An 11137-nucleotide genomic window follows, 5' to 3' on the forward strand; every position below is an offset into this window, starting at 1 on the left:
GTCGTTGCCCGCCCGGCCGGCTCCGATCCGGCCGCCGCGATCGGTGCCGGCGTCAAGACGACCCGCAAGGAATCGAGAGCCACGGTCCGCGACCTGAAGCCAGGTCCCAAGGCCATGGTGGTTGCCGCCGCGCCGCAGGCCGCCCGCTGGGCGCTGACCAGCGGCGAGCATGTCGCCGCCGTTTCAAGCTCGACGACGGCGCCGGGCTACGCGTACAGCATCGTGCACACGCCGCCGAGCGAGGTCTATACTGCCGGCTTCCAGCCGAGCAACCAGGTGGCCGATGCCAACCGCTTCACCGGCAACGCCGTCAAGTTCATGTCGGTCGCCCGCTTCCAGACCAAGTGACGACCAATCGATCGACAAAGCCGCGCCGGGCAACCTGCGCGGCTTTCTGTTGCGCGGCCGCACTGCTCGCCGTTGGTCCAATCACGCCGATCTGACATTGCCGTGATGGTGGAACTGCCTGGCTCTTCAAGGGTTTCTCCGGTGTTCGTTCAAACCCGGGGATATCCATGAAGAGCATTCTATTGGCATCGGTCATTGCGTTGGCAACCGCTTCAGCGGCCATCGCTCCCACGCAGGCCGCGACCATTGTCGTCAAGACCAACGACCATATGCATATGAAGAAGCACTGCAGGACCAAGCTGGTCACGACCTGGAAGCACCACCACAAGGTGGTCAGGGAAGTCAGGGTCTGCAACTGACCCCAGCTCAAAGCTGCTCTGGTAAAAACATCTGGCAAACCCGGTCGATGCAAGTCGGCCGGGTTTTTTCATGCCGTGATGAGAGCCTTATTTTGCGAGCTTGCTCGCCGCGCGCGCCAGGGCTTCGATCTCGTCCCACTTGCCGGCCTTGACCAAGTCATCGGGCGCCACCCAGGAGCCGCCGACGCAGACCACGTTGGGCAGGCTGAGATAGTCGGCCGCGTTCTTGCCGGTGATGCCGCCGGTCGGGCAGAATTTCACGTCGGCGAGCGGCGAGGCGAAGGCCTTCAGCGAAGCGATGCCGCCCGACTGCTCGGCCGGGAAGAATTTGAGAAAGCGCAAGCCGGCTTCGCGCGCCGCCATGATCTCGCCAGGCGTGATGGCACCAGGCAGCAACGGAACATCGCTGTCGGCGGCTGCCGCCAGAAGCTCGCGGGTGATGCCGGGGCTGACGATGAACCGAGAGCCTGCGTTCGCTGCCTCTTCGAACTGCCTGCTATCGAGAATGGTGCCGGCGCCGACGATGGCTTCCTCGACCTCACCAGCCACCCGCCGGATCGCTTCCAGTGCGTCGGCGGTCCTCAGCGTGATCTCGATTGCCGGCAGGCCGCCGCGTGCCAGAGCGCGGGCCAGCGGCACGGCATTGGCGACATCAGAAATCTTCAGCACCGGGATGACCGGCTGGCCGTTGAGGAGCGACAGGAGTTTTTCGGTCTTGCTGGGCATCTGTCTCTCCGTATCCTAGGGAATTTCAACCGATTAGCAGACAGGTGTTTGCCTGTCCATGAAACCGGTCGCGTCGCGTTGTCACGCGCCGTCGTCGGACAGCTTACGGGCTCTTCCCCGACAGGGCCATGACAGGATCCGGAGCCGTTTTGCCTTGAATCGGCTTTTACGAGCGTCTAGTTGCTCTGGCAATGACACCGTCCAATCCATCCCAGCCCCTTCGCGTCGCCGCGCTCTACCGGTTTGCCCGGCTCGACGCCTTTGAGGCGCTGCGGGCGCCGCTTGCTGCCTTCTGTTGCGGGCGCGGCATCAAGGGCACGCTGCTTCTGGCGCATGAAGGCATAAACGGCACCGTCGCTGGCGGCGAAACGGCGATCGCCGAACTGATCGGCTATCTCGAAGCCATCGAAGGGCTCGCCGGCCTCGAGGTCAAGTACAGCGTTGCTACGGAAATGCCGTTCCACCGCATGAAGGTGCGGCTGAAGCGCGAGATCGTCACCATGGGTGTCGATGATATCGACCCTTCCAAAAGCGCCGGCACCTATGTCGCGCCGGCCGACTGGAACGCGCTGATTTCGCAGCCCGATACTGTCATCATCGACACGCGCAACGCCTACGAGGCGTCGATCGGCACTTTCAGGGGTGCGATCGACCCAGCCACCGCAAGCTTTCGCGAGTTCCCGGCCTGGGTGGAGGCGCACCGGGCGGAGCTCGAAGGCCGCAAGGTGGCGATGTTCTGCACCGGCGGTATTCGATGCGAAAAGGCGACCGCCTATGTCAGGTCGCTCGGCTTCGAGGATGTGTTCCACCTCAAGGGCGGCATCCTCAAATATTTGGAAGAGGTTCCGGCCGAACAGAGCCTCTGGCAAGGCGAGTGCTTCGTCTTCGACGAGCGGGTTTCCGTGTCGCACGGCCTCGCCGAAGGCGAGGCGGAACTCTGCCGCGCCTGCCGCCATCCGCTGACCGAAAGCGAGCGATCGTCGCCGAAATTTACCGCCGGTGTTTCGTGCCCGCATTGCTTCGATGCGCGTTCGGACGAGGACCGTCAGCGTTATGCCGAGCGCCAGCGGCAGGTCGAACTCGCCGCGGCACGGGGCAGGGGCCGGCATATCGGATCTTAGGTCCGAGGGTCGCGGCAAGGCGACGGTTTGTCATTGTAATGCTGGGGTACGGGACTTACCTCTGCGACGTTCGAAACCTGCCCGTTCGGCCGGGCAAATCCTGGAGGCATTGAATGTTCGATCCCAAGAAGCTTCTCGACGATCTGCTCGGTTCGCAAATCCCCGGCACCAGCGGCACGGTCCGCGACAAGGCGGGGCAGGCCGTGCAGATGGCCAAGGACAATCCGCTGGCCGCCGGCGCACTGGCCGCCGTGCTGCTCGGAACCGGCGCCGGCCGCGAGGTGACGGGCGCTGCGGTGAAGCTTGGTGGACTGGCCGCGATCGGCGGCCTCGCCTACAAGGCCTACCAGAACTACAAGGCCGGCAACGCACCTGCCGATGCGCCGGCGGCCGGCGAACCGGAATTGCTGCCGCCGCCCAAGGACACCGCCTTCCACCCGTCGCAGGCGCCACAGGGCGAGGACGAATTCACCCTGACCCTGGTGCGGGCGATGATCTCGGCGGCGAAAGCCGACGGCCATATCGACGATGACGAGCGCCAGAAGATCGCCGGCAAGCTCAGCGTGGCCGGCATAGGCCCCGATGCCGAAAAGTTCCTGATGGCGGAGCTGGCAAGTCCGCTCGAGCTCGACACGCTGGTGGCCGGCGCCAAGACCGATGCGCAGAAGCTCGAACTCTATACAGCGTCGCGCCTGACCATCGATCCCGACACACGCGCCGAGCGCGGCTATCTCGACCTCCTTGCCGGCCGGCTTGGCCTGCCGGACGCGCTGGTCGACCATGTCGAGGCGACGGTTTCGGCGGCCAAGGTGCCAGCCAAGGCGGGGACCTCACCCAATCCGCGCTGGTAGGCCAAAACGGCACAGGCCGCCTTTGTCGAGTTAACCTTTCGTTAACTCAGCAAGCGCATCATTCTACACAGTCGGATCGGCTTTCCTCCTCCCAAGCCCGGTTCAGATCAGGGCGGTCGCCAATGACCGCCCTTTTTGTCGAGACCTAGGTGGACTCGCTTGCCATCGCCGCTGTCATTTGCGATGCCTTCTTTTCTCGAGCCAAACCCCGAAAATCAGTCGAGCAAGCGCAGCGCTGCCGGAGGACAACAGCCATGACCGAGCAAAGAACCGCCATCGTCACCGGCGCCGGCACGGGCATCGGCAAGAGCGTCGCCACGGCACTGCTCAAGGCCGGCTGGAACACGGTGTTCTGCGGACGCCGCAAATCCGTGCTGGATGCAGCGGTGGCCGAGGCCGGCCGTACCGATGCCAAGGCATTGGCGGTTGCCTGCGACATCTCCAAGGCTGAACAGGTCGACGATCTGTTCGAGACGGTGGCTGAGGCCTTTGGTCGTGTCGACCTGCTCTTCAACAATGCCGGCATGGGCTACAAATCGACGCCGATCGACGAGATCCCTGTCGAGGTGTGGAACGATATCGTCGGGGTCAACCTCACCGGTTCGTTCCTGTGCGCCCGCGCCGCCTTCGGCGCCATGCGCAAGCAGAGGCCGATGGGTGGCCGCATCATCAACAACGGTTCGGTGTCGGCCTATGCGCCACGTCCGGGTTCGGTCCCCTACACAGCGACCAAGCATGCCATCACCGGACTGACCAAGACGCTGGCGCTCGATGGCCGGCCCTATGACATTGCCTGCGGCCAGATCGACATCGGCAATGCGCTGACCGACATGGCGCAGCCAATGACGGTCGGCGTTCCGCAGGCCAACGGCTCGATATCAGCCGAAGCGGTTATGGATGTTCAGCGCGTGGCCGACGCCGTCGTCCACATGGCCAGCCTGCCGCTCGACGCCAATGTGCTGTTCATGACGGTGATGGCGACCAAGATGCCGTTTGTAGGGCGTGGATAGTTATTTCCCTGCCAGCGGCACGCCGGGCTTGAAGAGCAGAATGGGCCTGATCTCGTAAACGGCGGTAGGATTGACGCGGCGAAGGTCGCGGGCGATCGCGATGGCGTCGTCTCTCGTGGTGCAGTCGACCACATAGAGGCCGAGCAACTGTTCCTTGGTTTCTGCGAAAGGGCCGTCGATGATTATACCGTCGCCCGGGCCGCGCAGCGTGCAAGCATCGTTTGTCGCCCCCAGACGCGCGGACGGTCCAAGCGTGCCTGCCTCATGAAGCCGGGTGTTGATCTTCAGCAGGTCGGCCATCAGCGCCGCGTCTTCCTGCGGCGTCAGCGCCTTGATCGCATCTTCCACGTGATAGGCAAGGATTGCATAGAACATCTGAGGCACCTGCTTCGATCCTGATCCAGGGAGCGTAGCTGTTCCCAACACACACGCCCAGCCCCTGGCCGTGCGTCTCCGGACGGATCATGACACCATCATTGTCGCCAGTCGCAACCGCCAGAAAGAGGCCAGCGGTCCGCTTTGAAGCTCACTTCGCCAGGAACGTTCCGATCCTGTCCAGCGCGCGCAAGATGTTCTCCTCGGAGTTGGCGTAGGAGAGCCTGATATAGCCTTCGCCGAGAATGCCGAAATCGGGGCCGCCGATCAGCGCCACGCCAGCCTCGTCGAGCAGCGCCGAAGCGAGCTTCTTTGCTTTCCAGCCGGTCTTCGACACGTTGGGGAAGGCATAGAACGCGCCCTTGGGCGTGATGCACGAAATGTTGGGCAAGGCAATCAGCCCCTCGACAACGATCTTCCGGCGGCGGTCGAAGGCACGCATCATCTTGTCGACATCGTCCTGCGGGCCGTCGATGGCCGCGATGCCGGCAAACTGGCTCGGCGCGTTGACGCAAGACCAGCAATTGACCGCCAGCTTGCGCACCTTGTCGTAGAGATGGGCGCCCCTGTCGCCATTCGGCCAGATCGACCAGCCCATGCGCCAGCCGGTCATCGCCCAGGTCTTCGACCAGCCGTTGAGCACGATCAGCCGGTCACGGATCTCGGGAAAGCCGAGCAGCGAGCAATGCGTTTCGCCGTCATAGGTCATGACGTCGTAGATCTCGTCGGAAAGGATGGCGACCTGCGGATGCGCCTCCAGCCCCTTGACCAGTTTCTCGATCTCGGCACGGGGCGTGACGCCGCCGGTCGGATTGGCCGGCGAGTTGAGGATCAACAGCCTGGTCTTCGAGGTGATCAGCGCCAGCGTCTCCTCGGCGGAGAAGGCAAAGCCGTTCTCCTCTCGCATCGGCACGGGAATAGGCGCGGCGCCAGTGAACTCGATCATCGAGCGGTAGATGGGGAAGCCCGGATCGGGATAGAGGATCTCGGCGCCAGGCTCGCCGAACATCAGGATCGCGGCGAACATGGTCGGCTTGCCGCCGGGCAGGATCATCACCGTTTCGGGCGATATTTCGACACAGGTGGTGGTCAGCGTGCGCCGCACCACCGCCTCGCGCGTTGCCAGCAGGCCATTGGCCGGCGTGTAGCCGTGGTGGCCGTCGCGCAGCGCCTTGATCGCCGCCTCGACGATGTGCTGCGGCGTCTTGAAGTCGGGCTGGCCGATGCCGAGATTGACGATGTCGCGGCCTTGTTGGGCCAGCGCCGTGGCCCTCGCGAGCACGGCAAAGGCGTTTTCCTCGCCGAGACGGTCGAAGGCCGAAATCGTGTGGAGCATTTTTCCCGTCCGTGTGGTTCTTGCTGTTGGGTCGCGTTTTTGTGAGCCTCGGGCCGCAAAAGTCAAACGGATTGGAGCTTTCGGTGTCGGAAAATCTCAAGGATTGGCAACCGCGTCCGCGGCCCGAGCGCAAGGCCATCGACGGAAGCTATGTCCGGCTTGAGCCGCTGAGCGCTGCAAAACACGGCGACGGCCTCTACGAAGCGTCCTCCGTGTCCGATGTGGAGGGTCGCTTCGCCTGGCTGCCCGACTATCCGCCGGAGACGCGCGCCGCCTTCCAGCCGTGGCTGGACAAGGTCGAGGCCAGCGAGGATCCGCTGTTCTTCACCGTCATCGACAAGGCCAGCGGCAAGGTCGCCGGACGCCAGACGCTGATGCGCATCGATCCAGCCTACGGCGTCATCGAGATCGGCAACATCTATTGGGGGCCACTCATCTCGCGCAAGCCGGGAGCGACCGAAGCGCAGTTCCTGTTCATGAAATACATCTTCGACGAGCTTGGCTATCGCCGCTACGAATGGAAGTGCAACAACCGCAACGAGCCCTCGAAGCGGGCGGCCGACCGGTTCGGCTTCAAGTTCGAAGGCATTTTCCGCCAGCATCTCATCGTCAAGGGTGAAAACCGCGATACGGCATGGTATTCGATCATCGACAAGGAGTGGCCGGCCCTACGCAAAGCCTATGAAGCGTGGCTCGATCCGGCCAATTTCGATGGCGACGGCCAGCAGAGGCGACGGTTCGAGGATTTTCGCGCGCAGTTTGGGGCGTGAGATCAGGCGCGTAACGGGAGTTTGCCATTGGCGCTTACCCACGATCACAGCGGGCATGATCACACTGGGCACGATAATGGGCCGGGTCATGTGCATGGCTCGACCGACAAGAAACGCGTTCTGATCGCAGCCTGCCTGACCGGCGGCTTCATGGTTGCCGAAGCGTTCGGCGGCATCCTCACCGGGTCGCTGGCGCTGCTGGCGGATGCCGGCCACATGCTCGCCGATTCGATCGCGCTCGGCCTTGCCTGGTATGCGTTTCATCTTGCGGGGCGTCCGGCGACCGGCCGCCTCACCTACGGCTTCGGCCGGGTCAAGACGCTGGTGGCCTATACCAACGGCATTGCCATCTTCGTCATCGCGCTGTGGATCGTCTATGAAGCGTGGGGGCGCCTGCAGGCGCCGACGCCGGTGCTTGGCGGGCCGATGCTGGCGGTGGCGATCCTTGGTCTGCTGGTCAATATCGGCTCGTTCTTCGTGCTGCATGGCGGCGACCGCGAGAGCCTCAACATGCGCGGCGCCATCCTGCATGTGCTTGGCGACCTGCTGGGCTCGGCCGCGGCCATCGTTGCGGCGCTGGTCATCCTGGCGACCGGCTGGACGCCGATCGACCCGATCCTGTCGGTCCTGGTCTCGCTGCTGATCCTGTACACGGCGTGGTCGCTGATGCGTGAAGCCGCTCATGTCCTGCTAGAGGGCGTGCCGCCAAGCCTCGACCGCGATCTGATCGCCAGGGACATCGAGGCGACGGTCGTGGGGGTGCGCGAAGTGCACCATATGCATGTCTGGTCGCTTGACGGTACCAGCAACATGGCGACGCTGCATGCCTGCCTCGAGGAGAGCGTCGATGCCTATCAGGCGGTCAGCGCCGTCAAGAAGCGACTTGCCAGCGAGCACGGCATCAGCCATGCCACCGTGGAATCGGAATTCGGACAGTGCGCCGACGATGGCGACGACCACGGGCACGAGCATGACGCGGCCGCGCGTCACGACCACCATCACTAGGACCGATCGATTGATGTCGATTGGTCCTGCCGCAGGAGTTGCAAGACCTTGAAAACCAGCTTGATGAACACCCGCTGCCCTGGTGTGGCGTGATGGACCGCGACACCAGGAATGCTGTTATCGCCGCAGTATGGATCATGCTTCTGTTCGGTATCGGCGCCTACTATCTGCCGACCGTAATGTTGGCTCTCGGCAGCCTTTCGACCGTGCTGGCCGGCGCCTTTGGCATCGTCTTCGTGCTGGCGTTTTTCTCGGTGTTCTGGCTGCGGGCCCGCAACCAGCGTAAAAACCAGGGCAAGTAGGCAAGGAATTTTCGACATGCGCATTCTGATCACTGGCGCCGCGGGCATGGTCGGCCGCAAGCTCATCGCCCGGTTGGCCAAGGACGGCACGCTGCGCGGCGGCAAGATCACCGCGCTCGACCTGCACGACATCGTGCCGCCGCAGGCACCTGGCATGGACGGCGTCAGCGTCACCCTCCACACCGGGGACCTCGCCGAGGCGGGTGCTGCCGAGCGCCTGGTCGCGTCGCGTCCCGATGTTGTCTTCCATCTCGCCGGCATCGTGTCGGGCGAGGCGGAAGCCAATTTCGATCTAGGCTACCGCGTCAATCTCGACGGCACGCGAGCGCTGTTCGACGCCATCCGGCTGGCCGGCTTTGCGCCGCGTGTCGTTTTCACCTCGTCGATCGCGGTGTTCGGCGCGCCGTTCCCGGATGTCATACCGGACGAATTCCATCCGACGCCGCTGACTTCCTACGGCACGCAGAAGCAGATGAGCGAAGCGCTCTTGGCTGATTACACGCGGCGCGGCTTCTTCGACGGCATCGGCATCAGGCTGCCGACCATCTGCGTGCGACCCGGCAAGCCGAACAAGGCGGCCTCGGGCTTCTTCTCCGGCATCATCCGCGAGCCCTTGAGCGGCCACGAGGCGATCCTGCCGGTGCCGCGCTCGGTCGTGCACACCCACGCCAGTCCGCGTTCGGCGGTCAATTTCCTGATCCATGCGGCAGGAATCGACGGCAGCGCCGTCGGGCCGCGCCGCAACCTGACGATGCCTGGCGTCGCCGTTAGTGTTGGCGAGCAGATCGAGGCGCTGGAACGCATCGCCGGCCCAAAGGTGGTGAAACTGATCCGCGAGGAGCCGGACGCGACGATCTGGGCGATCGTCAAGGGCTGGCCGACGCGGTTCGAGGCGCGGCGCTCGAGGGAACTTGGGTTCAGCGCCGAAAAGAGTTTTGACGAGATCATCCGCGCGCATATCGAGGATGAGCTCGGCGGCAAGGTCGCGGGTTAAACTCCGAGCCTCGCGGCGCTGGGCATCATCCGCCGGTCGCCAGGCTTGCCGATAGCAGCAACAGTCCGAACAGGAACACGAAGGCCGCGCCGCCGATCTCGACGATCGAGTGGATGCGGTTGCCCATGCGGCCGTCGCCGGCGAAATACACCGCCCAGTTCTTGGCGGTCACCGCGAGTGTGGCCAGCGCCGAAACGGTGATCGCGGTTCCCAGCGACATCGCCAGCACCGACAGCAGGCCGCCGAGCCAGAGCCCGTTGAGAAGTGCGAAGCTCAGCACGATCAGCGCGCCGGAGCAGGGGCGGATGCCCACCGCCGCCACCGCCGACCAGGCCGTGCGCCAGTCGAAGCGATCGCCCGACAGCAGTGCCGGGTCGGGTGCGTGCGAATGACCGCAGGTGTCGCAGACCTCACCCGCCGCGTGATCGTGATGAGCATGATCGTGTGTGGCGTGATCGTGTGTGGCGTGATCATGGACGTGATCATGCGCGCCGTGGTCGTGATGATCGTGGGAATGGCTATGCGCGTGGGCGTGATCGTCATGCACCTGCAGCGCATGCGAATGACCTGCATGCGAGTGGCCGCCATGCGAATGGCCACCATGAGAATGACCGGCATGAGCCGCCGACAGGCTGTAGGCGGGTCCCCTGCCAAACAGGCGCAGGATGGAAGGACCGAGCTTGCGCCACAGCAGCCAGGCGCCAAAGATGGTGACGAAGACATAGCTCATGATTTCCATGAACCAGGCCGCGTCGGTCATCGAGACGGTGGTGCCGCGCAGGACGAAATAAGCGAGCAGCATCACCGCGATCGCGGTCAGGCCCTGCAGCAGTGCCGAGACGAAGGACAGCAGGATACCGCGGCGCAGCGCCACTTCGTTGGCCACCATGTAGGACGAGATCACCGCCTTGCCGTGGCCGGGGCCGGCGGCATGGAAAATGCCGTAGGCGAAGGACAGGCCGACGAGTATCCAGATCTTGCTGCCGTCCTGGCGCATCGCCTTCATCGCCGTTGCCAGCGCGCGATAGAATTCCTGCTGCCTGAGATTGATCCACATCAGGATGTGGGCAAACGGGCCGGTGGTGGGCGCCATACCGTCATTGACGCCGATGCCGAGCGAACTCTGGGCATGGGCGCCGTTGGCAAAATGCATCATGACAACGGTGACGGCCAACAGGCCGAATGCCAAACGCAGGGACGGTTTCGTCACCGGCTTCATCCTTCTGGCTGACAGGTCAGTTCGAGCTTGGTGGCGAAGATCTTGCTCATGTCGGTGCCGGTCGGATCGTTGAAGAAGGCATCGGTGAGGGTCTTCTGGTTTTCCTTGATCGCCTCGTCCGGGTCCGGACGGATCACCTTGCTGGTGCAATTCGACGGCAGGCCTTCAACCGTGATGTTGGAATCCTCGGTGAAGTCGATCGCGGTGTAGAATGTCGGGTCGTAGACACCGATGTCGATCTTGCCGTTGAGCTTGATCGGCACCTTCGGCTCGGATTCGAACAGGATGATCAACTGGTCGTTGTCGAAATTGGCCATCAGATGCGGCGGCGGTGTCATCGCCACGTCCTTGCCGTCAACGGTGACGAGCTGGAAGTAATTGAACTCGGCCAGCGAGGCATGGACGGTGTCGGCGACCTCCTTCAGCTCCTTGTCGTCGAGCTTCAGGTCGGAGTTCTTGTCGAACTCCATCATCACCGTCGAGGAAAACAGATCGTCGAAGCGCCAGAGGTGACGCAGCGCTTTCACACTTTGGTGATCCGGGGAGAGGATCACGTCAAGGCGGGCCTCGGCGAAGACGTGCGGGTGCACCTCAGCTGGTCCAGTGGCGGCGAAGGTCGCCGCCAAGGCCGAAGCCAGCATGATAGCGTGCCGTTTCAGGTGCATTCTCGGTCGCGATTCCATCGGCCTCGGAGAGATGTCGAGAGTTACCAGAAAGGGGG

At 63.6% G+C, this 11137-nt stretch carries 13 protein-coding genes and 1 pseudogene; 9 read left to right on the top strand and 5 right to left on the bottom strand.

The window, feature by feature from the left end:
- Window positions 1-348: pseudogene (locus EN993_RS23580) on the top strand (peptidase M15); the annotation flags it as partial.
- Window positions 349-515: 167 nt separating this feature from the next.
- A complete protein-coding gene (locus tag EN993_RS23585) occupies window positions 516-707 on the top strand; it encodes a hypothetical protein (protein ID WP_127264955.1) in 192 nt (63 codons plus the stop codon).
- Window positions 708-794: 87 nt separating this feature from the next.
- Here the strand turns inward: EN993_RS23585 and EN993_RS23590 are convergent, their stop codons facing one another.
- Window positions 795-1433 (bottom strand): 2-dehydro-3-deoxy-phosphogluconate aldolase, encoded by a 639-nt coding sequence (locus EN993_RS23590; RefSeq protein WP_127264956.1) that lies wholly within the window; start codon window positions 1431-1433, stop codon window positions 795-797.
- Window positions 1434-1624: 191 nt separating this feature from the next.
- On the opposite strand from EN993_RS23590, the gene EN993_RS23595 reads away from it, so the two are divergent.
- The 3 genes from EN993_RS23595 (at window position 1625) to EN993_RS23605 (ending at window position 4415) form a co-directional block, all read left to right on the top strand.
- The gene (locus EN993_RS23595) at window positions 1625-2554 is read left to right on the top strand and encodes a rhodanese-related sulfurtransferase (RefSeq protein ID WP_127264957.1); all 930 of its coding nucleotides are present in this window, start codon (window positions 1625-1627) and stop codon (window positions 2552-2554) included.
- A 113-nt stretch (window positions 2555-2667) separates the two neighbouring features.
- On the top strand, window positions 2668-3405 hold the full coding sequence (locus tag EN993_RS23600; protein ID WP_109659313.1) for a tellurite resistance TerB family protein: 738 nt from the start codon (window positions 2668-2670) through the stop codon (window positions 3403-3405).
- Window positions 3406-3659: 254 nt separating this feature from the next.
- A complete protein-coding gene (locus EN993_RS23605; protein ID WP_109659315.1) occupies window positions 3660-4415 on the top strand; it encodes an SDR family oxidoreductase in 756 nt (251 codons plus the stop codon).
- Here the strand turns inward: EN993_RS23605 and EN993_RS23610 are convergent, their stop codons facing one another.
- Window positions 4416-4790, bottom strand: a complete 375-nt coding sequence (locus tag EN993_RS23610) for a YciI family protein (RefSeq protein WP_127264958.1) — start codon at window positions 4788-4790, stop codon at window positions 4416-4418.
- A gap of 151 nt (window positions 4791-4941) precedes the next feature.
- The gene (locus EN993_RS23615; RefSeq protein WP_127264959.1) at window positions 4942-6126 is read right to left on the bottom strand and encodes a pyridoxal phosphate-dependent aminotransferase; all 1185 of its coding nucleotides are present in this window, start codon (window positions 6124-6126) and stop codon (window positions 4942-4944) included.
- An 83-nt stretch (window positions 6127-6209) separates the two neighbouring features.
- Here EN993_RS23615 and EN993_RS23620 point away from each other — a divergent pair, with 83 nt between their 5' ends.
- The 4 genes from EN993_RS23620 (at window position 6210) to denD (ending at window position 9197) form a co-directional block, all read left to right on the top strand.
- Complete coding sequence (locus EN993_RS23620; RefSeq protein WP_127264960.1) at window positions 6210-6896, top strand: GNAT family protein; 687 nt, start codon at window positions 6210-6212, stop codon at window positions 6894-6896.
- Between the two features lie 27 nt (window positions 6897-6923).
- Entirely contained in the window at window positions 6924-7901 is a 978-nt protein-coding gene (locus EN993_RS23625) for a cation diffusion facilitator family transporter (protein ID WP_127264961.1), read from the top strand.
- An 89-nt stretch (window positions 7902-7990) separates the two neighbouring features.
- Complete coding sequence (locus EN993_RS23630) at window positions 7991-8203, top strand: hypothetical protein (RefSeq protein WP_082583170.1); 213 nt, start codon at window positions 7991-7993, stop codon at window positions 8201-8203.
- A 16-nt stretch (window positions 8204-8219) separates the two neighbouring features.
- Window positions 8220-9197 carry a D-erythronate dehydrogenase gene (gene denD, locus EN993_RS23635; protein ID WP_109659323.1) on the top strand — a complete coding sequence of 326 codons (978 nt, stop codon included), beginning with the start codon at window positions 8220-8222 and terminating at the stop codon, window positions 9195-9197.
- A gap of 25 nt (window positions 9198-9222) precedes the next feature.
- Here denD and EN993_RS23640 read toward each other — a convergent pair whose 3' ends face one another.
- Entirely contained in the window at window positions 9223-10416 is a 1194-nt protein-coding gene (locus EN993_RS23640) for a nickel/cobalt transporter (RefSeq protein ID WP_127264962.1), read from the bottom strand.
- Window positions 10413-11081 carry a DUF1007 family protein gene (locus EN993_RS23645; protein ID WP_109659327.1) on the bottom strand — a complete coding sequence of 223 codons (669 nt, stop codon included), beginning with the start codon at window positions 11079-11081 and terminating at the stop codon, window positions 10413-10415. Before EN993_RS23645 ends, EN993_RS23640 begins: the two co-directional genes overlap by 4 nt.
- Window positions 11082-11137 lie beyond the last annotated feature (56 nt).

The organism is Mesorhizobium sp. M7D.F.Ca.US.004.01.2.1, assembly GCF_003997785.1.
Classification (GTDB): domain Bacteria; phylum Pseudomonadota; class Alphaproteobacteria; order Rhizobiales; family Rhizobiaceae; genus Mesorhizobium; species Mesorhizobium loti.

Excerpts from the sequence above, each read along its gene's own strand:
- EN993_RS23585 (WP_127264955.1), top strand. The coding sequence starts at position 516 with ATGAAGAGCATTCTATTGGCATCGGTCATTGCGTTGGCAACCGCTTCA.
- EN993_RS23590 (WP_127264956.1), bottom strand. The coding sequence starts at position 1,433 with ATGCCCAGCAAGACCGAAAAACTCCTGTCGCTCCTCAACGGCCAGCCG.
- EN993_RS23595 (WP_127264957.1), top strand. The coding sequence starts at position 1,625 with ATGACACCGTCCAATCCATCCCAGCCCCTTCGCGTCGCCGCGCTCTAC.
- EN993_RS23600 (WP_109659313.1), top strand. The coding sequence starts at position 2,668 with ATGTTCGATCCCAAGAAGCTTCTCGACGATCTGCTCGGTTCGCAAATC.
- EN993_RS23605 (WP_109659315.1), top strand. The coding sequence starts at position 3,660 with ATGACCGAGCAAAGAACCGCCATCGTCACCGGCGCCGGCACGGGCATC.
- EN993_RS23610 (WP_127264958.1), bottom strand. The coding sequence starts at position 4,790 with ATGTTCTATGCAATCCTTGCCTATCACGTGGAAGATGCGATCAAGGCG.
- EN993_RS23615 (WP_127264959.1), bottom strand. The coding sequence starts at position 6,126 with ATGCTCCACACGATTTCGGCCTTCGACCGTCTCGGCGAGGAAAACGCC.
- denD (WP_109659323.1), top strand. The coding sequence starts at position 8,220 with ATGCGCATTCTGATCACTGGCGCCGCGGGCATGGTCGGCCGCAAGCTC.
- EN993_RS23640 (WP_127264962.1), bottom strand. The coding sequence starts at position 10,416 with ATGAAGCCGGTGACGAAACCGTCCCTGCGTTTGGCATTCGGCCTGTTG.
- EN993_RS23645 (WP_109659327.1), bottom strand. The coding sequence starts at position 11,081 with ATGCACCTGAAACGGCACGCTATCATGCTGGCTTCGGCCTTGGCGGCG.